The sequence below is a fragment of the Microcoleus sp. Pol7_A1 genome (assembly GCF_036701085.1).
Lineage (GTDB): Bacteria > Cyanobacteriota > Cyanobacteriia > Cyanobacteriales > Microcoleaceae > Microcoleus > Microcoleus asticus.
On record NZ_JAUBQD010000010.1, the window covers coordinates 1 to 22,690 of the forward strand.

Genomic DNA, 22,690 nt, shown 5'->3' on the forward strand with positions numbered 1-22,690 from the left:
ATGTCGCTCATGTTTCTGTGTAAAAAATGTTTCTTATGTTCTTTTACCACATAATGTTACTATTTTGGAGATGTCTAATGTATCTGGTGCTGGGACAAGTCATTTTCAATAAGTGCATATGCTTTTCCTCTTCATAACCCCATTCACTCTCAAAAATCTCGACTATATCAATTTTGAGTAACGTGTATTCTTGCCAAGAGTCTAATTCAGTTGCTTGCAACTCTTGACAAATTCTCTCGTAACCAATCCCTTGAATTAAAACTCGTTTTACTTCGGCATTTTTCTCAGATAAAAGCCAATCTGCACGCCATTGAGAAGGATGCAGTTTTCCGTAGAACTCCGGCACTCTCACTCCATTAACTGCATACACTTTGAAGCCATCTTTAAACAGAACAGCGGGAGAACCTAAAGCGTGCAGTCGTTGTTGATTGTCGAAGGAAAGAACTGTAGGACGATCGCAGATAAAGCAAACCCTTTTAAACGGAACTATCCAGCCGCAATACTTGGCTAAAGACTGATATATAGACCATTTTTTTTTATTGTAAGGGCAATTTAAAACCGAAATATAAAAGTCAAACAAAGTGCCTAAATAAGCTAAGCTTTTTAATGGAGAATAGGTAGTATGCTGATATGCTAGTTGACTTTCTAATTGACGCATCAGTTGCATTGTTAATTCCTGTATCTCTGGATTTAGCAATTGACGATCCAATGTTCTAACCAATTGACTTTTCAGGTGATGCTTCCCTAGCAGCGTGGTAAGTTGTCTGCCCAGTTGCGAATCCAGTTGCCCCTTCGGTTTGCACCACGGATCGTTCCAATGGTCGTGCCACGGGTCGTTCCAAAACAAACTTTCCATTTGGCTAAAAGTAGGGTGAAACGACGCATAAGGACTATCAGAAAAAAGAATGAGAGGTGGTTTTTTACCTAACAATGCGTAGGCTGCTGTTACCGCTTCTGTGGCTTTTTGCCGATCGATTGGTTCGGTAGAAAGTGCGATCGCTCTCCATTTCTCCCGATATACCGGAATCAAAACCTCTTGTTCTTGAGTGAGCCGATCGATTGCATTCATAAGAAACCGGGTTTTTTGTCGCTTCTGCCATCTGTAATGTATTCTCGCAAAAAAACCCGGTTTTTGACCGCCCGTGCGTAAGTAATGTTTAAGCGTAAGCCACGGGATCTTTTAATCCCAATTCCTCAAAAGCCGCCAGCCGCAGCCGACAAGAATCGCAAACGCCGCAGGCATTTTCGCCGCCTGCATAGCAAGACCAAGTTTGCTCCCAAGGCACTCCTAATTTGTTGCCTAATTGAATAATTTCTGTTTTTTTAAGTTCGATTAAAGGTGTTACAATATTAATAGCATTTCCTTCTCTGCCCTGCTTTGTTCCTAACCGAAATACTTCCTGCATGGCTTCGATGTAATCGAGGCGACAGTCGGGATAGCCGGAATAATCTAAAGCGTTTACACCGATGTAAATACGAGCGGCTTCTAGAGTTTCGGCGTAGGCGAGGGCAAAACTGAGAAAAATCGTGTTTCTAGCTGGAACGTAGGTACTGGGGATGTTTTGAGACATTTCTCCCAGAGTGCGATCGATCGGCAATTCGATTTGATTATCAGTCAAAGCCGAACCTCCCCAAAGCGTCAAGTCAAAGTTTACGATCTGATGTGCCTTAACCCCGGCCGAAAGTGCGATCGCCCTTGCTGATTCCAACTCCCGCCGATGTCTTTGCTTGTAGTCAAACGAAATCGCGTAACACTCGCAGCCGTCGGCCTTGGCTTGATACAAAACAGTTGAGGAATCCAGCCCTCCCGACAATAAAATAACTGCTTTCACTTAAAATCACCTCCATTAAATTAGCATTTACATTTATATCAAATATCTTGTCAATTGACAAGATAGCAATGCTGAAATGCTTTTTGAAACCTACATATTATACCAATCTCAAGAACTGTCTCTCGGACCAGTTCTTGAGATTGGTGCAGGATGTCAGATTTAAATTGCTAATAAATCATCGAGTTCGCGGTAATCGGGCAAAGTTGTATCAATTTTAATGCCCTGCCGCAAAACTGTGCGATCGCCCTGCACTCTAGATAACAATTCGCTGAAATTCCGCGCCTTAAACAAAATCAAATCAGCGGCTAAACCAACTGCAATTCGTCCTAAATTAGGCAATCCCATCAAATCTGCTGGAGTCTTTGTCACTGCACAGGGCCAGTCTCCATAAGGCATATCTAAATGAGCGATCCGAACTGCCATATTGAAGACTTCCAAAACGTCGTGATCGCCAAATCCGTAAAACGGATCGCGACAATTGTCGCTAGCAACTGCAACTGGAATTCCTGCTGCTTTGAGTTCGTGCAGCAACGTGACTCCCCGCCAGCGCGGTGTACGCTGAGATTGTCTGTCTTGCAGGTAAAGGTTGCACATCGGCAAGCTGACAATGCCAATATTTGCTGCCTTGACTAAAGCAAGGGTTTCTGTTACTAAATCTTGCGGTTGTACGGCTAAACTACAGCAGTGCCCGCAGATGATTTGACCGGAAAATTGATGGCGGAGGGCGGTTTTTGCTACTTGTTGCAGTGTTGTTGATTCTGGATCGCCGTTTTCGTCGGTGTGGAAGTCGAGGTTTAAATTTCGTTCTTTGGCTAAGGCAAAAACTCGATCGAGTTGTTTGTCTAAGTTGGGGTTGATATAGGCGACGCCGCCGAGAATGCCGCCAATTTCAGCAATGCGATCGGCTAATTTTTCGCCGGCTGGTGTCAGGAAATAGTCGAGAGAAACCAGGGAAACTGCTTGCAAGATCAGCCGATCGCCCCATTCGGCTTGCAGCGCTTCAACTACTTCTAAACTAACGGTTCCCTGTTCCCCTGCGCTGTCGATGTGAGTTCGGATAGCGTTGGTTCCGTGGGCGTAGCTGCACTTTAGTCCGAACTCCATCCGCCGATAAACATCGTCTGCATTCCAGTTGTTTTGAGCATCAGCGTGCACTGCTTCGATCGCGCTGGCAAAAGTTCCATCGGGATTGGGCGATCGTTCCCAAATGTGGCCTTTGTCTAAATGGGTGTGCATATCCACAAAACAAGGCCAAACTAAGCCGTTGCACAAATCAAAAATTGGGATATCTGCAATTGGGAATAAATGTTCTGTACCTGATGGAATAATTTGAGCGATCGTACCCCCTGCAATTTCTATATCCACCAAACAAAAATTGTTCTCACTGCCCGTTATTGCGACAGTAGAAGCTGACTGGGTGCTCGATTTCATCTCTAGAAGAGACGCGGGTACGCGACCATTTTTAAGCAAATAATTAGATGTACTTGGCAACATTAATTTTGTGAGTTAGTATGTTCCTAAGAATTTAGCGCTACCGCAAAAATGCTACCGAAAATCATTGTCTGTTGAGCGTCGGTTGTATTCTAGGTAACAAATGCTACCTTCTCAGTCTAACCATTTAGACATAAAATTGTACAGCGCCGATCGATCGGGGGGTCGAGCGCCAACAAACCGAACATCTACAAACCGGGCATCTACAACTACTAATTTGCAAATAAACCTAGTTTTCGATCTGCTTCCAGGCGTGCACTCTACCAGCCCAACTAATGGTAATAAATTGTGGTTATTGACTGCCATTAGAAACTGTTAGAAACTGTACAATTTCTGAAATTGAACCATGCAACAACTGACAAATTGCCCTGTTTGTAATTCAAAAAATATCCGTTTTCGTAACAAAGCTGGCACTTCCGATGCTCCTAAAGAACCGCTGAAATGGTCGCTTTTCGGCTGTGAAGATTGCGGGCTAGGATTTCTCAATCCCCAACCTACATGGGAGGAATTGATTCCATATTATCCGCCAGATTATCTGTGCTACAACACTCACGTTGAGGATGAGGAACAAGTAGTTCAAGAAGCAAAGCGGCGGGGCGAATACCGGCACATTCCTGTCCCTGTTGGCAAGCGGTTGTTGGATGTAGGATGCGGCGGAGGCTCTTTTCTGCAAGTCTTTAAAAAGCTGGGAGTTGAAGTTAAAGGCGTCGATCCTGGGGTATCGGCTACGGCGGCGGCCCGCGATAGCGGACTCGATGTTTTTACAGGCACTTTGGAAGAATATATCGCACAACATGGTACGGACGAAAAGTTTGATGTTATCACCTGTTCTCATGTTTTGATGGCAACACCTTCGCCTACGCAAACACTCGACTGCATGAGGCAGTTGCTGGCACCAAACGGTTATATTTGGGTGGCTGTACCGAATGCTGATTGCGAATCGGCGCGGCAGCTCGGCTGGCGGTGGCACAGCACTTATTTTCCCCGCAACATCATACAATTCACTCCCAAAACTCTGAGTAAAGCTGGAGAAGTTGCTGGTTTGGAAATTCGGCGACAGTCCACTTATTCTTTCCCAGCAGCCGTGGGTTTTTCGCTTTGTTTGCGGTGGCGCCATCGCTGGTTTATACCGCACAAAATTTCCAGCCTCTTGCTGTCGGAAAACTATCTCAAGCGGGCCGCGCAGGAATTGGACTCGCGCGACGAAGGCGAGGCAATTTTAATGGAATTCTGTCACCCTCAAAGTCTGGATTAAGGCTTTTTGAGCAAAAATATTCGACTTGAGATTTGAGATTTGAAATTTGAGATTTGAGATTTGAGATTGACTGCACATCTGCGGCTCAGAATCTCAAATCTTTTTTTTCGTATCTGTTAAAAATTTAACATTGGCGTTTGGCAGTTGTGCTGTCTTTGGTGTTGGCTATACTGGAAAAGATTGAACTCTGGACTTATATCTAATCCGACGAAAACCTCCTGTTATCCTCAAACCTACGCCGAGAAAGGGTTGTGTGTGTAGCGCGATTGTTTCAACCAGGGAGGTGTGTAGTGTTGGTATGATGAATCACTGTTTCAGATTGCGATTCGGCTTACAACCAACAGCAGCATCCATAGCAAGAGCAAAAAAAACTGTGTCAAAACCGAAGCATATAGTTTTAACATCTCATCCCGACAAATCCGGCACAAAACCTCATCCCATTTACTGGGGAGAAATCGATCCCGTGAAACGGGGGCCTGTTATTGGTAGCCTCAGCAAATCGTCTCACCGAAATGCGATCGGCACTCATTCGGGTTCCTACTCTGTTTATCGAGCGCTAGCAGTTGCCACCGGCGCACTCCCAGCCGATCACCGCCCCGATTTTACCAACACATCTCCGGCGGCACACATCGGGCCACACCCGAGTTGGGGCGATCGCAATTTGATTGTTTCTCTCGATCCGTTTGGAGGTTTGGTCAGCGAAATTTATACTTCTTTTTTACAGCAGGGATACGATATTCGACCGACAATTGCTGTCACTAAAGCTCACATTAATATGCCGGAGTTGCAAGATGCTATTGCTAAGGGGCGGGTGCAAATAGATGGCAAAATAGTCAAACCAGGCGGCAATTTAGCAGTAACTAAAATTGCGATCGACCCGGTATGGTATTTGCCGGGAATTGCTAGGCGGATCGGTGCCCAAGAAAGCGTTCTTCGCCGTGTCTTGTTCGAGCAAACAGGCGGAATGTTCTCGGACTTAGTGACGCGGCCGGACTTGCACGTTTTCTTGCCGCCAATTGGCGGAACTACGGTTTATATCATTGGCGATGTCGCGAATATTTCTGACTCCGACAAGCAGTTGGCGGTAAGGGTACACGATGAATGCAACGGTTCAGATGTTTTCAGTTCGGATATCTGCACTTGCCGCCCTTATTTGGTACACGGGATTGAAATTTGTATCCAAACGGCACAATCCGGCGGTTCTGGGGTAATAGTTTACTTCCGCAAGGAAGGGAGAGCTTTGGGGGAAGTGACTAAGTTTTTGGTGTACAATGCCAGAAAACGGCAGCAAGGCGGCGATCGCGCTGATGCCTATTTTACGCGCACTGAATGCGTGGCGGGAGTTCAAGATATGCGGTTTCAAGAACTAATGCCAGACGTGCTGCACTGGTTGGGGATCTCTCGCATTGACAGTTTAGTTTCTATGAGCGACATGAAATACAATGCGATTATCAATTCTGGAATTCAGGTGGTCGATCGCATCCCCATTCCTGAAGATTGGATTCCCGCAGACGCACAAGTCGAAATCGTCGCCAAAAAAGCCGCCGGCTACTACACGCCAGACCCTGTGACAGATGCTACAATTCTTGCAGAAGCGATCGGACGCGATTTAGGAGATTGAGAGGGCAAAGACGCGATCGATCGGGCGCGAACAATTGCGTCTTTGCTAAATAAAATTTATTGCTGGTTTTTGATCAGTCAGGGTAGGTTATGGCTAATTTGCGTTCTACTGTGATCGTAAAAACAGATATTTGCGGATATACCGTCAGAGTCAAAAAATTATCTCAGTCGGACTTAAGTAGTTTGTTAAATGAGCATAAAAATTTTGTTTCAGATATTAGCACCAGAAATGAAGGCAGCGTGATCAAAGGGGAAGGTGATTCATTTTGGATAATTTTTCCCAGCGTCACAGCAGCGGCTGTAGCAGCCATAGAAATGCAGCAAGAATTGAGAGCGCAGCAATCTAGCAAGGCGAACGACGAACGATTGGCTATCCGCGTGTCGATTACATTAGGAGATGTCTTGCATCAAGATAAAGATATCTTTGGCGATACGGTGAATTTAACAGCGCGCATAGAATCAGTAACTCCGCCAGATGAAATATATTTGTCCCAAGCAGCATGGCTGGCGCTCAACAAAGCAGAAGTGCAAACGTCTTTTGTCAACGAGTTTTCTTTGAAAGGGATGAGCGAACCTGAAAAAGTCTACAAAGTTGACCAAAGTTACAAAACGCGAATCATAAAAAATCAAGCAATAATTAAAGCAGATTTGAGAGGTTTTATTGGTTATCAAGAATCTAATTCTATCAAAGACGTTGAATATTTGCTCACCAACTTTGATACTTTTGAAAAAACAATTTGCGAAGAATACGGCGGTACAATTCGGAGTATTGTTGGGGATTCGCATTTGTTGACTTTCCCAGAATCTCACTCAGCCTTAGCGGCAATGGAAAGTTTGTGCGAGAATTGGAAACTTTTTATTCAGGCCAATCAAATACCTTGCGGCTTGTCGGTGGGAGTTGCTAAGGGGAATTTATATATATTTAGGTCTTGCACTTACGGAAAAGATATTAACATAGCCGACAGGCTGGAAGATTTAAGTAAAATAGTAACTCCGGGTAGAGAAAGAAATTCAGTCATAGTTTCCGATCAAATAAAACGCGAAGTCAGCGGGTCGAAGTGGGAATATAAGCTGATCAAAATCGATAAAAATGCGATTTTAGATAATCTTTTAGATTACAGTCAGTTTGACTTTTTTCAAGAAAACGATGTTTATCGGTGTTTGGTTGCATGAAGTTGCACAATATTGAACTTGAGACTGTAGAATATTTGAGAACGCCGGCTGCTATTCGCCAAAAGTGCGATCGGCTTTTTGATTTAGCCCGCCTGGACAAACTCCGCTACTTCCGCGTCGATTTATCCCAACTCGACAAAGCAGCAAATTATGTAATTGAGACAACGCGGGAACAGTATCCCGATTTTAACATTCCCTTTCACAGTCGCTGGCGGCATTTTGAAGCCGGCAACCTGCCGCGACACGCAGAATTGGATGCAGCTTTAGCACAATTTGCACTCATAGACCAAGCTAAGATCAAATTTGATTTAGCAATTATCAGCGTTTTGCTCGATGCCGGTGCTGGTGCAGAATGGCAGTATTGCGAACCTGAAACCGGACAGATTTACCGCCGTTCTGAAGGGTTAGCAATAGCCAGCTTGCGGATGTTTTGTCAAGGTGTTTTTTCCAGCAATCCCGATTTTCCTTGGCAAGCTGATTATTTGGGACTTTCTCAGTTAAAACTAGAAAGCTTAGCTGCTGGATTTCAGGTAAGTCGAGACAATCCGCTAGTTGGTTTAACAGGCAGATTAGAATTATTGCAGCGTTTGGGAAAAGCGATTTGCCAGCATCCATTATTATTTGGCAGCGAAAACCCGCGTCCCGGCAATTTGGCAAAATACTTGCTCGACAGTCGGGTTTCAGTATCCAAAACAGTGAATGCTGCTGATGTATTGAGCGCTGTTTTGACAGGTTTTGGGGAAATTTGGCCGGGAAGATATGCAATTGGTGGCGTTAATTTAGGTGATGTTTGGCAGCATCGAGCCTTAACAGGAGAAACTCTGGGAGATGAATTCGTGCCGTTTCACAAACTATCGCAGTGGTTGACTTATTCGCTGTTGGAACCGCTGCATGAAATCGGTTTAGAAGTGACGCGGTTGGATGAGTTAACGGGATTGCCGGAGTACCGAAACGGCGGTTTGTGTTTGGATATCGGACTGCTGCAGGCAAAAAATTCGGCTATTTTTGAGCAGAGTTACTTGCCGGGTTCGGAAGTTATAGTAGAATGGCGATCGCTCACTGTCAATCTTTTAGATAAAATGGCCGCAGCTATTCGAGAAAAGCTGCATTTGAGTGCGGATCAATTGCCGCTGGTGAAGATTTTGCAAGGAGGAACTTGGGCGGCGGGGCGGAAAATTGCGGCCGAATTGAGGGCTGGTGGAGTGCCCCCAATTCAGATTGAAAGTGACGGCACTGTGTTTTAGAGGGAAAAAAGAAGTTCGGCAACGGATTCTATAACGGATGTAACGGATGTAACGAATGTTAGGAAGAGGGAAAAGGGAAGAGGGAAGAAGGAAGAGGGAAGTTCGGCAACGGATTTTATAACGGATGTAACGGATGTAACTCATATGTTGCACCATTCTCAATTAGCCTTTTATGAACAGGCAAGATGCCTGTTCCACAAAATATAAATTTTCTTGTGGAACAGGCATCTTGCCTGTTGCTGACAATGGTGCAAGATATCAGATGTAACGGATGTCAGGAAGAAGGAAGAGGGAAGAGGGAAGAGGGAAAAAGGAAGAAGGAAGAGGGAAAATTGTCCCCTCTTCCAACTTAAAACTCAAAATTCAAAATTCAAACCTGAAAACTATTCCTCACACTACACTCCCCACAAGCTGCTTAGCGGCAAGTGCGATATTTGACGTGATAAACTAAACCGCGATGAGCCAAATCGAAGGAGTCAACGGTTGCCATACCGGCACCGCGGGCGGTCATCGCAGCATTTACTCGCATATTTACACTGTCGCCGCAGCTAGACCAAACATTAGCTACAGTAGCTAAGCTATCTCGAACATTGTAGTTAGTTTCGCCGCTCAAATTCCGATTAAAAACTGGGCCGCGGGCTCCAGCGAAAAAGTATTCTGCTCGCAGGTTGCCTGTGGTTTTAGGAGCAACGTAGCCGCGGTAATCAGCATCGTAGATAGAAATTTGGTAGCCTTGGGGTACTTTGATGGGAATGCTCAAATTGCAGCTTTTCCGGCTTTCTGTTGAGACATTTCCCAGGGCTGCAAACTTGTCAAATAGGATGGTGAGTTCTTGACCGTCGGGGCTGACGCTGACGCTGGCGGAGCGATCTGGGCAACCGCTACCGCCGTAGCTTGCACCTAAAATTTGAACTGCCGGATTAGCAAAGGCGGGGCTGATAGAAGCAGTCATTAATGCCGTAGCTAGCAATAGTTTTACAAACTTCATGGATGTTCTCCTTAATAAGTTAAGTTGTGTGTTAGGAGCACCCTAAAAAATTGAAGCTAAATTTAGATAAGCTTCTTTAACTTGGATATAGACGCCTTCATGTGAAAAGATGAAAAGCCAGTCAAGCCAAGCTTATTACCTCATGTGCAGTTCCTCTTCAGGTTTTTTTTGATTAGTGAGTTAATCGAAAAAATAGGTTTTCTGCTGATACTTTATAAGATTCATGTCTGCTCCTAAAAGTTCCGGAAGATTTCCGTGGGAAACTCCGGATCTTTGTTAACAGGCTTGAACGAAGCGCGAGACAGCGAGCGAGACCAGTCGGCAGGCTTTTGAAGCCGGATATGCGTTCCCAGGAAGAGGGCCGGAAGGAGAGGAAACCAGAGAATGAGATATTTGTTTATTTTCAAACCTCGCATACTTAGTGTCGCGCTGCGCGGAAAAAAGATAAGTGTAGAAGCGAATTTTATTCCCTCGGTATTCGTGTTTTCTATACGGGTTTGATATAAGTAGTTTTGGACGCAGGGGCGGCTATAAACCGGTCTTTTTTGCGTCAAGAAGGGCTCGATGACTGATAAGTTAGAATAAAGCAAATTCATTGTTCAAAAAAATGAGTGCTAAAGTTACTGTCATCGACCATCCTTTGATACAGCACAAGTTAACTCTCATGCGGCAAACTCAAACGAGCACGGCGAAATTTCGCCAATTGCTGAAAGAGATTGGGATGCTGCTAGCTTATGAAGTGACGCGAGATTTGCCGCTAAAATACGAACAAATAGAAACGCCGATCGCCAAAATGAATGCACCGATGCTGGCTGCGGAAAAGAACATGGTCATTATTTCGATTATGCGCGCCGGTCAGGGATTGTTAGATAGTATTTTAGAACTGATTCCGTCCGCGAGGGTAGGACATATTGGTTTGTACCGCGATCCGACAACTCGGATGGCGATCGAATATTATTTCAAAGTTCCACAGGATATCGAACAGCGAGATGTTTTAATTGTCGATCCGATGCTGGCTACTGGTAATTCAGCAGTCGCGGCAGTGGATAGGCTGAAAGAAGTTAATCCGAAGTCTATTAAATTTTTGTGCTTGCTGGCGGCACCGGAGGGACTTAAGCACTTTCACGAACAGCACCCTGACGTGCAGATTTATACGGCTGCTGTTGACGAGCGTTTGGACGAGCACGGCTATATTGTACCGGGACTCGGAGATGCGGGCGATCGGCTTTACGGCACTATGTGAATTCACTCAAATTATTATCTGCTGTATATGTCAATACATCCATTGAAAAATAAGTTTACTAACATAACTATTGCTTTGATAGTGTCAGGCAATGTAAATTGTAAGATTTTAATGTCAGGAAAAGCCTATATATAGCAAGGGTTGTAGGATTTTTTAACATTAAATTCGGAAATTGCATTATCTCAATGTATTTACTGCATTTTATGGTGTAATTCTCTGCCTTTAGTGTAATTAATCGCAGGAATTTGTTCATAAAATAGATATATGATGCTCATCGTTTGCGATCGACTATTAACAATTTTTGGACGAGGAAAAAAGAATGGAGACTACAGCACAGAAAAAAGCCCAACCTCAGCCTGTTGAGGAAGTGAAAATTAACAATATCAACAGTTTGGAGTTTGAGCTTTGGGCTAAAGCCGTGAAACGGCAGATGATTGCAGCACTCTCTAAAAAGGGCGCGATTTGACATCTCTGGGGTTTTTTTGCGCAAGTTGTGTTAATTAAATTAACAAAATTTTTGTCTGCATTGTTGTCCGAGAGCGATAACGGGGAGGGGAAGAGTTTTGAGATTGCGCCTCTTTCGGAGTTGCGGGAGGCGGAGAAGAAAGCATTTTCCTTCTTTCTAGTTTTGGACGCATGGGTGGCAGGAAACCGGGTTTTTTTACGAAAATACTTCTGTTGCAATCGGCAGAAACGGTAAAAAAACCCGGTTTCTTGGTGTCGAGAGTGGGTTCGGGGCTGTTTTCTCTGCCGAATGCTTTCTGCCAGATCACGATCGCTTGTCAACCGCCGCCAGCAAGCGCAGACTTCCGTCTTGAATCTGCACTGCTTTCACCGTTCCCACAGCAACTCTTTGTTGACCGTTAGCCATCGCTACCTCAATCTTAATTTTGGGGTCAGCCTGCAAGCCCAGCCGCCCCCAGAGCCACTTGACTTGAGTAGCAGGAAAAGAGCGCACTTCTACATCTGAAAAGGGCGAATTAACCCAACGGCTACCGTCGTAAAAACTCGCTACTTGCACCTGATACCAAACTTGTTCTCCCGCCAATTTTAACTCGTTGTTCGGTTCTGGTTCCAGCCACTCAGCGGGATTGACACTGCTAATTAAAGTGGCAGAACCCATAATTTGACTTTTGTGGTCTTCTAGATTTTCAGCCTGAGAAACTGCTTCCTCAAGTTTGTTGACCAAATTCCGAATTCGACTTCTTGTTTCGCTGTCAGTATCTGATTGCTGGTCGAGCCAATTCATCGCCTCGCGAGTTCCGTCTTGAGACGCTACAATGAGCGCGCCCCAAGCCTTGACATCGGCGTCAGCGGCATTCACTCTCAAGGCGGCGTCTATGCGGTTCCAGATCCGCCCGCCGTCATTTTTGAGGGTTGTGGCAATTTCGTGACTGTTGCTCGGATCGGCTTCAAATACTTGCAAAGCTTCGCTCCAACGGCCGTCGATCAATTCTGCGAGAACTTGTTGACCGGGACTGGCCCAAGATGCGATCGCCTGAGCCCGAGTAATTTTAGCGTGAAATTCGATCGTTTCTAGCTGAGCTTGCGCGACAGCGGGCCAATTTTTGCCGGCTTTCCCCTTCGCCACACGCATGACATTTAATGCTGGAGACCACAGCCCGCTTTTCGCCAGCCGCAGCCCATTTTTGTAAGTTTCGTCATTGAAGGCAAACTCTTCTAAAGAAATCGCCGTTAACTGAACAGGGTTCGGCAAAAATTTGCGCGGGCCAATTTGATAAAGGGTAAATTGCGGCTCTAAACCAACTGTTTGGTCGATCGCCAACTGCGGGTTTGAACCCTTAACAATTTGCTGCCAATTCGGCGGTTGTCCGGCCGCACTCGCCCAATCCAACAGCGAGATTAAATGATTTTGGCTGGGGTTGTAGCGAACGACTTGTCCGTAGGGAATTTTCTTGTCGCCCCGCATTAGTTTACCGCTGACATTAAACCAAATGCCCGAGGCGGGGGGCTTTCCGTCAAAGCGGCGCAGTTCTGTTAGGGGTAACGACTGATTGGAGGCTTGATTGTCAGATGTAGAGTCAGCTAAAGAAGCAATGACAAAAGATTCCGCAGGGCCTTCTACATTCACAGAACTTGCTAGCTGAAAATACTGCTCTTTATCGGAACTGCGATCGGCAAACTGCACCCGCTTGTACACCCGAAGTTCGACAATTTGACGGCAAGGATTTTTGCAAACAGTAGAAGCCTTAACAGTTCTTTCTACCATCACCGGCAATAGCAAATCGGAAATATAGTTATCGCCGGATTGAGCGACGGGAAGCGGGAGGGGTTCTCCGGTTACGAATCCCAATTTGCGGACGCTGGCTTTGATTTGATCGAGAGTTTGGATGGAATCTCTGCTACCTGTAGGCAGACGCGACCATTCCGGCACAAACTGAGAGATCAACTTGTTACCGTTGGGATCGACAATTAGCTGATAACTCAACCAAGCGCCGCCTCCCATCAAAGCTGCACAGCCACACAAGACGCTGAGGGCTGTCAAATTAGTTACCAGTCTTTTCCAGGGATATCTGGCGCGAGTTCGGGGAGTAGGTATTGGAATCTGGGACTCTTGAAGATTTTTGGGACGCCGGGTTTGGCGGCGGCGTCTTGTCGGAGCAGGAGCAACTTTGCGATTTTCTGGGGGTAAGGCTCGATTTTTTGAGGGGTTAATTTTGTGTTCCATCGTCCCATTTTAGAATTTAGATTTTAGAATTTAGAGTTTAAAATTGCAATAGCCGATCGTACTGCCGACCTATGATATCCCAGGTGTAGTGGCTTTCAACCAGCGATCGCGCACTGGCAGAGAGATCCTGTCTTAGCTGCTGATTTTCAAACAAACTCGTAATCGCCTCAACATACTCCTGAACTTTGTTGGCCCGCAAGGCCCTTATCAGTTGTGGACCGCCATCGACGGCTAAACCCTCCAAACCTCGATCGCTAGCAACCACGGGGGTTCCCGCCGCCATCGCCTCCAAAGTTTTATTTTTAATTCCAAAACCAATCCGCATCGGCACCACACAAACAGCAACCTGATGCAAATATTCTGCCACCCTTTGCACCCGACCTACTACTTGAATTCCCGGAAGTTTCCCCAAGGCGAGCACTTCCGGGACTGGCGAAGCCCCTACTAAGGTGAGGGTAGCATCGGGATAGCGCTGCTGCAAAGGCGGCAGTATTTGCAAACTCAGAAACCTCGCCGCGTCAATATTGGGCAAATTGTTCATTGCGCCTGCAAAAATTAAGGTGTGTCCTCCCGGATCGATCGACCGGTACGGAAATTGAGTTAAATCCACGCCGTTAGGAATTACATCAATGGGAGGTACAAAAAAATCTTGTTTTCCTCGCACCTGAACCGGAGGCGAAAGCAATTCTAGGAGTTGCTCTCTGTCTGTGGATGTTGTCGCGACAATGCGGGAAAATTTGGAACAGTAGCGTTTTTCGTAGCGGGCGAGTAGCGGTAAATTCAGTCGATCGCGCAGAGGTTTTTCGGAGGTGCCGGTTGCTAACATTTCCCTGCAAGTTCCCCAAACGGAACTGTGAATGTTTGCCACTGTCAGCACTTTTTGCCGCCATTCTGGACGCACGTAAATCTCGTTAACGCTGTGTTCGCAGGTGACAGCATCGCATTTGCCTGCTGTTACCAATTCGTCTGCCCAATTCTGCATTGCTTGCGAGTAGCTTGAGAGTACGTTGGGAGGTGTTCCCGACTGCAAAAATCTACTGAATCTGTGGAATTTTCCTATTATTTCAGAGAACCCCCCCTCAGTCCCCCCCTTATTAAGGGGGGGAGGAAAGAAGCCCTCCTCAAGCCCCTGGTGCAGAGTTAGCCCCCCTTTGACAAGGGGGGGTTGGGGGGGTAATCGCGGGTTGGGAAAAACTGCCAATTCTGCAACTTGCTGGCGCAATGTGTCGATTTGTGAGTCGGTGACATCGGGCGATCGCACAGTGCCGAGAATTACATCATGCCGCTGGCTCAAGTATTGCAATAAATTAAACGTCCTTACCTGAGTTCCTCCGCGGCTTGGCGGATAGGGAAAAGTCGAGGAAAGCATCAAAATCTTCATGGGATGTGGGATAAATAAAGTTGCCGCTTGCGCGATAAAATTGATTGATAAAACCGTTTTAACAATCCTCGCACCTATGGACGAATTATCTGTCAAGGCGCTGCTCGAAGACTTGAAAAAGCCCGACGAAAGCGTGCGCGATCGGGCAACTACAGAACTCTGGCGCACTTGGTTTAACCAGAAGGGTGAGTATGGGATGCAAATTCTCAGGCGATCGCAACTTTCGATAGATGCAGGCGATGTTCCCCAAGCTTTGGATTTGCTGACACAACTGATCTCCGAAGCGCCTGATTTTGCTGAAGCTTGGAACCGGCGCGCCGTACTTCACTATACCCAAGGAAATTATATAAAGTCGATCCAGGACTGCGAAACCGTCCTCAAACTGAACCCGGTTCATTTTGGAGCGCTGCACGGTCTGGGTTTGTGCTACGCTGCCTTGGGAGAATACATAAATGCTATTCAAGCTTTTCGCCGCGCTTTGGAAATTCAACCCTTTGCTTTGGTGAATCAAAAGTTAATTCTCGAATGTACAGCTCGTTTGAGTTAAAATCAACTGTGGAGTGAAGGAAGAAGGAAGAAGGAAGAAGGAAGAAGGAAGAAGGCTTTAGTTATCTAGGAGAGAAGGCTTTAGTTATCTAGGAGAGAAGGCTTTAGTTATCTAGGAGAGAAGGCTTTAGTTATCTAGGAGATATTAAAAATACAATAAAATCAATGATTGTCTTCATTTGTCCGCAATCTAAAATCTAAAATCTAAAATCTAAAATGGTCTAAGTTAGTGCCGAAAATTAGCGTTTGCATTCCTACTTGCAATCGAGTGCATCTGCTGGCTTGTGCGATCGCCAGCGTGCTAGCTCAAACTTATACAGATTTTGAATTAATTGTCTGCGATGACGGCTCAACTGACAGCACTCCGCTGTTAATGTCGGAATTTGTCGATCGCGGGATTCGCTACATTCGACACCCGCAGAATATCGGCAAGAGTAATAATATGCGATCGGGCTTTGCGGCGGCAAGGGGCGAATATTTTATCAAGTTTGACGATGACGATCGCCTGAGCGCGCAATTTCTAGAGCGCACATCTGCTATTTTAGATAAAGACCCCAGCATCGATTTTGTCAGTACCGATCACTGGGTGATCGACATTAACAATTATATTGATGAAAATCAGACGAAACTCAATTCGCAGCGGTGGGGCCGCACTGAGTTGTCGGCTGGAATTATTGAAGATTTGCTCTCCACAGTTTTTGTGAGACAAAGTTTGCAAATAGGGGCAACTTTGTTTCGTCGCGGCGCGCTGGAAGAAGTGGGATTTCTGCGGCCGAATTTGCAAAATTGCGAAGATAACGATTTGTTTGTGAGACTTGCGATTGCGGGCAAAAAGTGCTATTACTTGCCTGAGCTGTTGATGGAGTATCGAGTTCATGCAGGACAGCAAGGAGTCGATCGGGCAATTCCGTATTTGAGTGATAAATTGCGCTATTTGATCGGCTACGAGTTTGAGTCCCAGAAGTTGGAAACAGTCAGGCTCAAAAGGATTGCAGAAACTCAATTAGCGCTGGGTTTGCGGCTGATTGAGGTTGGTGAAACTGCAAAAGGGCGATCGATGGTGCGAGCTGGAAAGTCTGTTTCTGAGGCGAAAATGTGGGCGGGTTTGGGATTGTCGCTGCTGCCCGTCGAGTTGCGTCCAAGGGCTTTTGAGTTTGTGCGGGAGTTGATGAAACGGGAGTTGTGAAAGTGTAGGATTTCGACAGAATACCCGGCGGTTGAAACCGCATCTATACACAGAAAACCCGCAAGGCAAGAGTTGAAGAGTCGGCGGTTAAAATCACGTTTATACAGACCAAATCCACCGAAACAAGTTTGAATTCTTGATTTTCTTCAGTCTCCCTCTGCTGGGACGAGAGGCAAATGTAGACGAGGTTTTAACCGCCCAGTCTTCTGGCGTGTCGTTTTGCGAGCAGAAATTATCCGATTGATATAGCGGGTAGCCACGGAATATCTGTAGCGCCTGGGTCGTAGCCAAGTTGTTTGAGCAGTGTAGTAATTTGTCCTCTATGGTGAGTTTGATGATTGAACATATGTGTCACCAGAATCCAAGTTGGTAGCACGCGGCATTTACCATCTACATTGCTTGTGTACTCAAACGGTTGACTCAGCCAGTCAGAATTAAGGTTTGTAGACCATTCTATAATTTGCCGATCCATTGTCTCCCGTTCCGCTCTCAAAACATCAAAATCAGCATACAGTTCTTGACCGATAACGGCTACCGAAAATGGGTGAAGCGTGAAACGACCCATCCATGCTTTGTCACCATACAGTAAGTGATTCAAAGTGCCATGAATAGACTTGAAAAAGGCACCCATATCCTGTTTGCGCTGTTCATCAGGAATTGCCGAGCAGACAGAATATATATTTTGGTTCATCCAGCAATTGTACTCAGCCATTAGCTGGTAGTAGCTACACTCGTACATACTCAAAACTTAACCACATAGTTTGAACAACTTACATTATACAAATAGGTCTTTCACAATACTCCTGACTCTAATTGGTCTAGATAAATAAACTCAGGAGCTTTAACTCCCGCTTCTTCTCTAATTTTAACCAGTCTAGGCGACTCAAAAAACGCCCTAGCATCTGCGATTGATGTCCACGCGGAGAAATGAACAATTTTGTTGGGTTCATTGTCATACTTCAAGACTTGATAGGAGCGCTCGCCAGCTTCTTTTCGGATGCTTTCAGCATGATCGAATACCTGTTTCCAAGCTTCATAGTTTTCTACTTCATGAATAATTAAGACATACTGCATAGTAATCAGCTTCTTTGAGCCTCTCAAAACTTCAAACGACTAATTTGATTAGACTAACTCACTTTATCTCCAAAGCCGAGCACAGGAGAGCGAGTAAATTATACCGTAGTGACGGTAGAAAATCCTGCCAACACCGAACAGAGCGATCGCGCTTTCCACTAAAGTAGTAAACAGTGCCTGATGTAAATAAGTTTTTCCTAAATATCGTGTCTATATTTGCTGAAGTTCCGACTGTGTGGCTGCAAATTTCCCTCGTGGGAGTCTGGCTGGGCTTGATTTTACTGGTAGCTGAGGGCTTAAATCGCTTTACTTCTGTGGATGCTGAGGTATCGCGGAAGGTGGTTCACATCGGTACTGGGAACGTGATTTTGCTGGCGTGGTGGCTGGAAATACCCGGTTGGGTGGGGATTTCGGCGGGAATTTTAGCAGGTGCGATCGCCCTAATTTCCTACCAAGTTCCGATTTTGCCCAGTCTTAACAGTATCAACCGGAAGAGTATGGGGACTTTTTTCTATGCTGTTAGTATCAGCGTTCTCGTAGCTTGGTTTTGGCCGCTGGAACGTCAGGAATACGCTGCTTTGGGCATTTTAGTGATGACTTGGGGCGACGGATTGGCTGCTGTCATCGGCCAGAAATACGGCAAACATATTTATCGAGTTTGGGGAATGCAGAAGAGTTGGGAAGGTTCTGCAACTATGTATTTGGTGAGTTTTGCTGTTAGCAGTTTAATTTTGCTCGCGGTTCAAGGCGCAGTTTGGCAAACTTGGGCGGTGTCGGCTGTTGTGGCTTTGGTTGCTGCTAGTTTAGAGTCTGTTTCTAAGTGGGGAATTGACAATTTGAGCGTGCCGATCGGCAGTGCTGCGAGCGCCTTTTTCCTAAATCAGTTTTTGTAAATTGGGCATTGGAAATGGGGCATTTTTAGCTGTTGCTCACTTAGTTGCAAAACCCCAGCTAAACTTTGTTTAGCTGGGGCAAATTGAAGAAATTTAAAAGCGATTGCATAAATTGACATTCTTGTTAAAGTTATTTGAGGCGATCGGCTTTTCTCGCTTCAACAGAATGCCTTTGCCTGCATCGCTAGAAACTCCCCGATCGGCTGCTCATCTTTCCCGTTTAGAGCCTTTAGATGGCGTACCTTCAAAAGGCTGAACGCCACTGTTGGGATAATCGTCATCGCTCCGTCTAAATATCCGCGAGGCTCCTTCCGAAACGTAACGCATTGCGTTTACAACAGATTTATAAAGATTCATAAAATCCGCCTCTCTTCTGTGGCTTGGGATACTTTTAGATTACTCTGATTTTTTGCCTTTGAACTACTTTAGCAATATTTATTTGAATTACTTATTAGTCTGCAACATAGAAGCAAACTGAAGGTTTTAGGAATTACGCATTTGTGGGCGATCGACCTTTTGCTGGTAGATTTTTCTTTGCTCAACTCATGCAGTGGCGATCGCACTCCCGACGCTCAGAAACCGGGTTTTCTAACTCGGTTCAAGGCTGCAACCAGATATTTTCGTAAAAAACCTGGAACGCTTGAGTGTTTGCGGTTAATTCCTGAGTTGGTTAAATTAGGTATTTTTATGAATTCTACCATAATATTCATGCCTCAAAAACTTAAAATATGCTAATCAGCGCCGTAGTCAAGGAATTCTTCAGAGAAATATCTGCCATCTTTATCAAAAATTTACAAAAAGATATGGTGTTAGTCACTATAATTAAAACAAAGAAATTTGTTCGGGGTTTTTCTTATGAAAACTACCACTGAGAGCCTGCACCTCAAAAATTTTGAAGAAATCCAAGAAGATCGAGAACTGACGGTTTCCTCAGCAGATTACAGCCTTTTAACCGATCTCTACCAGCTAACGATGGCGGCTTGTTACGTTGGGGAAGGGCTCGACGGGCGGGCTGCGAGTTTTGAGTTGTTCGCGCGCAGGCTGCCAGAGGGTTTTGGCTACGCGATCGCCATGGGCTTGGCTCAAGTTATCGACTATCTGGAGAAATTTCGGTTTTCTCCGGCGCAAATAGAGGCTTTGCAGTCCACTGGGATTTTTGCAGGTGCGCCGGAGCGATTTTGGACTCTACTCGCCACAGCCCGCTTTACTGGCGATGTTTGGGCGGTGCCGGAGGGGACGGCGGTGTTTGCCAACGAGCCGCTGCTGCGCATTGAGGCTCCTCTGTGGCAGGCTCAGTTGGTGGAAACTTATTTGTTGAATGCGATAAATTATCAAACTTTGATTGCGACTCGGGCTGCGCGGCTGCGGGATGTCGCGGGCCCGGATGCTAAGTTGCTGGAATTCGGGACGCGCAGGGCTTTTGGGCCTCAAGCTGCTGTGTGGGCGGCTAGGGCGGCTCTGGCTGCTGGGTTCGACGGAACTTCTAATGTTTTGGCTGCTTTGAAGTTGGGCCGCAAACCTGTAGGTACTATGGCTCATGCTTTGGTAATGGCTGTGGCGGCTCTCGAAGGTAGCGAAGAGGAGGCGTTTGCAGCTTTTCACCGCTGTTTTCCGGGGGCACCGCTGCTGATCGATACTTATAATACTGTGGCGGCGGCGCAGATGTTGGCCGATCGAGTAAATAGCGGTGAAATGCAGTTGGAAGGCGTGCGGCTCGATTCGGGCGATTTGGCGGTGCTGTCTCGGGAAGTGCGATCGATCCTTCCGGGCGTTCCAATTTTTGCTAGCGGCGATTTGGACGATCGAGAAATTGCTAAATTAAAAAGTAGCGGCGCTTGCATTGACGGTTACGGTTTGGGAACCAAGTTGGTCAGCGGTTCGCCTGTGAACGGTGTTTATAAGTTGGTGGAAATTGACGGAATTCCGGTGATGAAAGAAGCAAGCGGCAAGGTAACATATCCAGGAAGAAAGCAAATTTTTAGACATATTGAAAATGGGCAAATTCTCGGAGATTGTTTGGGATTGTCCGGGGAATTTATTCACAATTGCGATTCTCACCTACCATTAATGGAGTTGGTTGTCAAGGATGGGAAACGAGTGCAGAACCAGGAAAGTTTGGAGGATATCGCCAAACGAACTGCTGCTTCTGTCGCCAGTCTTCGATCCGAAACTCGGCAACTTGACAACCCGATTTCGCCGCCGGTGGAAATTTCTACAGATTTGCAGAGTCTCACTCAAAAAACGAAAAAGAGTCAATCGATTTTAGATTTTAGATTTTAGATTTTAGATTGAAGTCAGTAGTCAGCAGTCAACAGTCAACAGTCAACAGTCAACAATTCCCCATTACCGATTCCCTATGCAGAAGATTGCTCTTTTTGGAACCAGTGCCGATCCGCCTACAGCGGGACATAAAACTATCCTAAATTGGCTTTCCCAAAATTTTGATTGGGTAGCAGTTTGGGCGTCGGACAATCCTTTTAAGTCGCACCAAACTTCTCTAGAACACCGCTCGGCAATGCTACTATTAATGATTCAAGAAATTAATTCGCCGAGACACAATCTTTGCTTGCATCCAGAACTCAGCAGTCCGAGGACGCTAGAAACTGTGGAACAAGCAAGATTCCTGTGGCCGGATGCAGATTTGACGCTGGTAATAGGTTCGGATTTGGTGGGGCAACTGTCTCGCTGGTACAAATTTGAAGAATTGTTAAAACAAGTGGAGTTGCTGATAGTACCGCGACCGGGTTATCCGTCAGAACAATTAGATTTGTGGCAGTTGAGGCGGATGGGTGCAGAGGTGGCGATCGCATCTTTGAGTGCTCCCAATGTTTCTTCTACCTCCTATCGGGAAACAGGAGACAGGGAAGCTCTGACTCCTACCATCGAAGATTACATAAATAGGGAGCATTTGTACGCATGGCACGAGGCACAAAAAAGGGCGAAGGTTGCTCATTAGCTGACTTTAAAGTAGGAGTAGATAATGTGATTTTTTCCGTCGATGCCGTGCAGAACCGCTTGTTGGTGCTGTTGGTAATGCGGCAAGACGAACCGTTTATTGATTCTTGGAGTCTTCCCGGTACTTTGGTGCGGGACGGAGAGTCTCTTGAAAATGCGGCTTACCGGATTTTGTCTGAGAAAATTCGGGTGAAAAATCTGTATCTGGAGCAATTGTATACTTTCGGAGAACCGGGGCGCGATCCTCGGGAAATTACCAGGGGCGATCGCTATCTTTCGGTGAGTTATTTTGCTTTGGTTCGCTTTGAGGAAGCTGAGTTAATTGCTGGGAGTGTAGTGGCGGGTGTCGGCCACCGCGTCGGCGGCATTGCTTGGTATCCCGTGCAACAAGTTCCTAAGCTGGCTTTCGATCACAATCAAATTCTCGAATACGGATACCGACGACTGCGGAATAAACTTGAATACAGTCCGGTAGCTTTTGAAGTTTTGCCGGAGCTTTTTACTTTGAGCGATTTGTATCAATTGTATACAACTATTTTGGGAGAAAGTTTTTCTGATTATTCTAATTTTAGATCTCGATTGTTAAAATTGGGTTTTTTGTGCGATACCGGTGTTAAGGTTTCGCGGGGGGCTGGCCGCCCTGCTAGTTTGTACCGCTTTGATGCGGCAGCTTTTGCTCCTTTCAAAAATAAGCCGCTGGTGTTTATTTAGCTGTTCCTTGGATGACATTCGGGGATCAATTGAGTAACATTAGAATAGAAGCTATTAAGGAGTGTCGGCGATGAAAGACCCTGATGAATGCGCTAATATTAACGAAGTTCGGGAGGAAATTGATATCATCGATCGAGAAGTGATCGACGCTTTGAGCAAGAGATTTAAATACGTCGTCGCGGCAGCAAGGTTCAAAACAAGTGAAGCTGGCGTTAGAGCGCCCGATCGCTTTCATGCTATGTTACAGCAGCGGCGCGAGTGGGCTTTAGAATCGGGTTTGAATCCTGATGTGGTTGAAAATATTTACCGGGATTTGGTAAATTATTATATTGAGGAAGAATTGAAACATTACAAATCTGAGTAAAGTTTCCCTATATTCAAATCTAGGACTATAGGAAATCGAGTCCGC

23 protein-coding genes are annotated in these 22,690 nt (G+C 45.8%); 15 read left to right on the forward strand and 8 right to left on the reverse strand.

Annotation, left to right across the window (positions count from 1 at the left end; genetic code table 11):
- Nucleotides 1–43: 43 nt before the first annotated feature.
- The 3 genes from QUA20_RS08405 to QUA20_RS08415 form a co-directional block, all read right to left on the reverse strand.
- On the reverse strand, nt 44–1,069 hold the full coding sequence (locus QUA20_RS08405) for a DUF6745 domain-containing protein (protein ID WP_333187578.1): 1,026 nt from the start codon (nt 1,067–1,069) through the stop codon (nt 44–46).
- A gap of 88 nt (nt 1,070–1,157) precedes the next feature.
- Complete coding sequence (gene queC / locus QUA20_RS08410) at nt 1,158–1,832, reverse strand: 7-cyano-7-deazaguanine synthase QueC (RefSeq protein WP_333187580.1); 675 nt, start codon at nt 1,830–1,832, stop codon at nt 1,158–1,160.
- A 159-nt stretch (nt 1,833–1,991) separates the two neighbouring features.
- On the reverse strand, nt 1,992–3,326 hold the full coding sequence (locus QUA20_RS08415) for a cytosine deaminase (protein WP_333187581.1): 1,335 nt from the start codon (nt 3,324–3,326) through the stop codon (nt 1,992–1,994).
- A gap of 343 nt (nt 3,327–3,669) precedes the next feature.
- On the opposite strand from QUA20_RS08415, the gene QUA20_RS08420 reads away from it, so the two are divergent.
- The 5 genes from QUA20_RS08420 (at nt 3,670) to QUA20_RS08440 (ending at nt 8,968) form a co-directional block, all read left to right on the forward strand.
- The gene (locus QUA20_RS08420; RefSeq protein ID WP_333187582.1) at nt 3,670–4,578 is read left to right on the forward strand and encodes a class I SAM-dependent methyltransferase; all 909 of its coding nucleotides are present in this window, start codon (nt 3,670–3,672) and stop codon (nt 4,576–4,578) included.
- Nucleotides 4,579–4,951: 373 nt separating this feature from the next.
- Nucleotides 4,952–6,199, forward strand: a complete 1,248-nt coding sequence (locus QUA20_RS08425) for a GTP cyclohydrolase II (RefSeq protein ID WP_333187585.1) — start codon at nt 4,952–4,954, stop codon at nt 6,197–6,199.
- An 89-nt stretch (nt 6,200–6,288) separates the two neighbouring features.
- Nucleotides 6,289–7,371 (forward strand): adenylate/guanylate cyclase domain-containing protein, encoded by a 1,083-nt coding sequence (locus tag QUA20_RS08430; protein ID WP_172192872.1) that lies wholly within the window; start codon nt 6,289–6,291, stop codon nt 7,369–7,371.
- Nucleotides 7,368–8,615: a URC4/urg3 family protein gene (locus QUA20_RS08435; RefSeq protein ID WP_333187590.1), complete on the forward strand. Its 1,248-nt coding sequence runs from the start codon at nt 7,368–7,370 to the stop codon at nt 8,613–8,615. The genes QUA20_RS08430 and QUA20_RS08435 overlap by 4 nt, the downstream gene beginning before the upstream one ends.
- A gap of 185 nt (nt 8,616–8,800) precedes the next feature.
- Nucleotides 8,801–8,968, forward strand: a complete 168-nt coding sequence (locus QUA20_RS08440; protein WP_333187593.1) for a hypothetical protein — start codon at nt 8,801–8,803, stop codon at nt 8,966–8,968.
- Nucleotides 8,969–9,030: 62 nt separating this feature from the next.
- On the opposite strand, the gene QUA20_RS08445 is transcribed toward QUA20_RS08440, so the two are convergent.
- Nucleotides 9,031–9,603: a DUF4360 domain-containing protein gene (locus QUA20_RS08445; RefSeq protein ID WP_333187596.1), complete on the reverse strand. Its 573-nt coding sequence runs from the start codon at nt 9,601–9,603 to the stop codon at nt 9,031–9,033.
- 607 nt (nt 9,604–10,210) lie between these two features.
- Between QUA20_RS08445 and upp the strand changes: the two genes are divergently transcribed.
- Both upp and QUA20_RS08455 read left to right on the forward strand, forming a co-directional pair.
- Entirely contained in the window at nt 10,211–10,846 is a 636-nt protein-coding gene (gene upp, locus QUA20_RS08450) for a uracil phosphoribosyltransferase (protein ID WP_333187598.1), read from the forward strand.
- 319 nt (nt 10,847–11,165) lie between these two features.
- Nucleotides 11,166–11,312, forward strand: a complete 147-nt coding sequence (locus QUA20_RS08455) for a hypothetical protein (RefSeq protein ID WP_172192973.1) — start codon at nt 11,166–11,168, stop codon at nt 11,310–11,312.
- A 303-nt stretch (nt 11,313–11,615) separates the two neighbouring features.
- Here the strand turns inward: QUA20_RS08455 and QUA20_RS08460 are convergent, their stop codons facing one another.
- Together QUA20_RS08460 and QUA20_RS08465 are read right to left on the reverse strand one after the other, a co-directional pair.
- Nucleotides 11,616–13,535, reverse strand: coding sequence for a hypothetical protein (locus QUA20_RS08460; protein ID WP_333187602.1), 1,920 nt, complete (start codon nt 13,533–13,535; stop codon nt 11,616–11,618).
- 37 nt (nt 13,536–13,572) lie between these two features.
- Nucleotides 13,573–14,916, reverse strand: a complete 1,344-nt coding sequence (locus tag QUA20_RS08465; RefSeq protein WP_333187605.1) for a glycosyltransferase family 4 protein — start codon at nt 14,914–14,916, stop codon at nt 13,573–13,575.
- 76 nt (nt 14,917–14,992) lie between these two features.
- On the opposite strand from QUA20_RS08465, the gene QUA20_RS08470 reads away from it, so the two are divergent.
- Nucleotides 14,993–15,463 carry a tetratricopeptide repeat protein gene (locus tag QUA20_RS08470; RefSeq protein ID WP_172192967.1) on the forward strand — a complete coding sequence of 157 codons (471 nt, stop codon included), beginning with the start codon at nt 14,993–14,995 and terminating at the stop codon, nt 15,461–15,463.
- Nucleotides 15,464–15,691: 228 nt separating this feature from the next.
- A complete protein-coding gene (locus QUA20_RS08475; RefSeq protein WP_333187610.1) occupies nt 15,692–16,648 on the forward strand; it encodes a glycosyltransferase in 957 nt (318 codons plus the stop codon).
- A gap of 232 nt (nt 16,649–16,880) precedes the next feature.
- On the opposite strand, the gene QUA20_RS08480 is transcribed toward QUA20_RS08475, so the two are convergent.
- Together QUA20_RS08480 and QUA20_RS08485 are read right to left on the reverse strand one after the other, a co-directional pair.
- The gene (locus QUA20_RS08480; protein WP_333187612.1) at nt 16,881–17,387 is read right to left on the reverse strand and encodes a DinB family protein; all 507 of its coding nucleotides are present in this window, start codon (nt 17,385–17,387) and stop codon (nt 16,881–16,883) included.
- A 53-nt stretch (nt 17,388–17,440) separates the two neighbouring features.
- Complete coding sequence (locus QUA20_RS08485) at nt 17,441–17,722, reverse strand: antibiotic biosynthesis monooxygenase (RefSeq protein ID WP_333187615.1); 282 nt, start codon at nt 17,720–17,722, stop codon at nt 17,441–17,443.
- A 206-nt stretch (nt 17,723–17,928) separates the two neighbouring features.
- Between QUA20_RS08485 and QUA20_RS08490 the strand changes: the two genes are divergently transcribed.
- The 6 genes from QUA20_RS08490 to QUA20_RS08515 all read left to right on the forward strand — a co-directional run bounded on the left by QUA20_RS08490 (nt 17,929) and on the right by QUA20_RS08515 (nt 22,645).
- Nucleotides 17,929–18,615: a diacylglycerol/polyprenol kinase family protein gene (locus QUA20_RS08490; RefSeq protein ID WP_333187618.1), complete on the forward strand. Its 687-nt coding sequence runs from the start codon at nt 17,929–17,931 to the stop codon at nt 18,613–18,615.
- Between the two features lie 112 nt (nt 18,616–18,727).
- Entirely contained in the window at nt 18,728–18,871 is a 144-nt protein-coding gene (locus tag QUA20_RS08495; protein ID WP_333187620.1) for a hypothetical protein, read from the forward strand.
- A gap of 599 nt (nt 18,872–19,470) precedes the next feature.
- A complete protein-coding gene (locus tag QUA20_RS08500) occupies nt 19,471–20,895 on the forward strand; it encodes a nicotinate phosphoribosyltransferase (protein ID WP_333187622.1) in 1,425 nt (474 codons plus the stop codon).
- A gap of 76 nt (nt 20,896–20,971) precedes the next feature.
- The gene (locus tag QUA20_RS08505) at nt 20,972–21,571 is read left to right on the forward strand and encodes a nicotinate-nucleotide adenylyltransferase (protein ID WP_333187625.1); all 600 of its coding nucleotides are present in this window, start codon (nt 20,972–20,974) and stop codon (nt 21,569–21,571) included.
- Nucleotides 21,532–22,281, forward strand: coding sequence for an NrtR DNA-binding winged helix domain-containing protein (locus QUA20_RS08510; protein WP_333060254.1), 750 nt, complete (start codon nt 21,532–21,534; stop codon nt 22,279–22,281). Before QUA20_RS08505 ends, QUA20_RS08510 begins: the two co-directional genes overlap by 40 nt.
- A gap of 70 nt (nt 22,282–22,351) precedes the next feature.
- The gene (locus QUA20_RS08515) at nt 22,352–22,645 is read left to right on the forward strand and encodes an isochorismate lyase (RefSeq protein WP_172191591.1); all 294 of its coding nucleotides are present in this window, start codon (nt 22,352–22,354) and stop codon (nt 22,643–22,645) included.
- The last annotated feature ends 45 nt before the right edge of the window (nt 22,646–22,690 follow it).

Bases quoted from the DNA above. Each gene is read 5' to 3' on its own strand.
- QUA20_RS08405 (WP_333187578.1), bottom strand. From the start codon at position 1,069: ATGAATGCAATCGATCGGCTCACTCAAGAACAAGAGGTTTTGATTCCG.
- QUA20_RS08415 (WP_333187581.1), bottom strand. From the start codon at position 3,326: ATGTTGCCAAGTACATCTAATTATTTGCTTAAAAATGGTCGCGTACCC.
- QUA20_RS08420 (WP_333187582.1), top strand. From the start codon at position 3,670: ATGCAACAACTGACAAATTGCCCTGTTTGTAATTCAAAAAATATCCGT.
- QUA20_RS08430 (WP_172192872.1), top strand. From the start codon at position 6,289: ATGGCTAATTTGCGTTCTACTGTGATCGTAAAAACAGATATTTGCGGA.
- QUA20_RS08435 (WP_333187590.1), top strand. From the start codon at position 7,368: ATGAAGTTGCACAATATTGAACTTGAGACTGTAGAATATTTGAGAACG.
- QUA20_RS08440 (WP_333187593.1), top strand. From the start codon at position 8,801: ATGCCTGTTCCACAAAATATAAATTTTCTTGTGGAACAGGCATCTTGC.
- QUA20_RS08445 (WP_333187596.1), bottom strand. From the start codon at position 9,603: ATGAAGTTTGTAAAACTATTGCTAGCTACGGCATTAATGACTGCTTCT.
- upp (WP_333187598.1), top strand. From the start codon at position 10,211: ATGAGTGCTAAAGTTACTGTCATCGACCATCCTTTGATACAGCACAAG.
- QUA20_RS08455 (WP_172192973.1), top strand. From the start codon at position 11,166: ATGGAGACTACAGCACAGAAAAAAGCCCAACCTCAGCCTGTTGAGGAA.
- QUA20_RS08460 (WP_333187602.1), bottom strand. From the start codon at position 13,535: ATGGAACACAAAATTAACCCCTCAAAAAATCGAGCCTTACCCCCAGAA.
- QUA20_RS08465 (WP_333187605.1), bottom strand. From the start codon at position 14,916: ATGAAGATTTTGATGCTTTCCTCGACTTTTCCCTATCCGCCAAGCCGC.
- QUA20_RS08470 (WP_172192967.1), top strand. From the start codon at position 14,993: ATGGACGAATTATCTGTCAAGGCGCTGCTCGAAGACTTGAAAAAGCCC.
- QUA20_RS08480 (WP_333187612.1), bottom strand. From the start codon at position 17,387: ATGTACGAGTGTAGCTACTACCAGCTAATGGCTGAGTACAATTGCTGG.
- QUA20_RS08485 (WP_333187615.1), bottom strand. From the start codon at position 17,722: ATGCAGTATGTCTTAATTATTCATGAAGTAGAAAACTATGAAGCTTGG.
- QUA20_RS08500 (WP_333187622.1), top strand. From the start codon at position 19,471: ATGAAAACTACCACTGAGAGCCTGCACCTCAAAAATTTTGAAGAAATC.
- QUA20_RS08505 (WP_333187625.1), top strand. From the start codon at position 20,972: ATGCAGAAGATTGCTCTTTTTGGAACCAGTGCCGATCCGCCTACAGCG.
- QUA20_RS08510 (WP_333060254.1), top strand. From the start codon at position 21,532: ATGGCACGAGGCACAAAAAAGGGCGAAGGTTGCTCATTAGCTGACTTT.
- QUA20_RS08515 (WP_172191591.1), top strand. From the start codon at position 22,352: ATGAAAGACCCTGATGAATGCGCTAATATTAACGAAGTTCGGGAGGAA.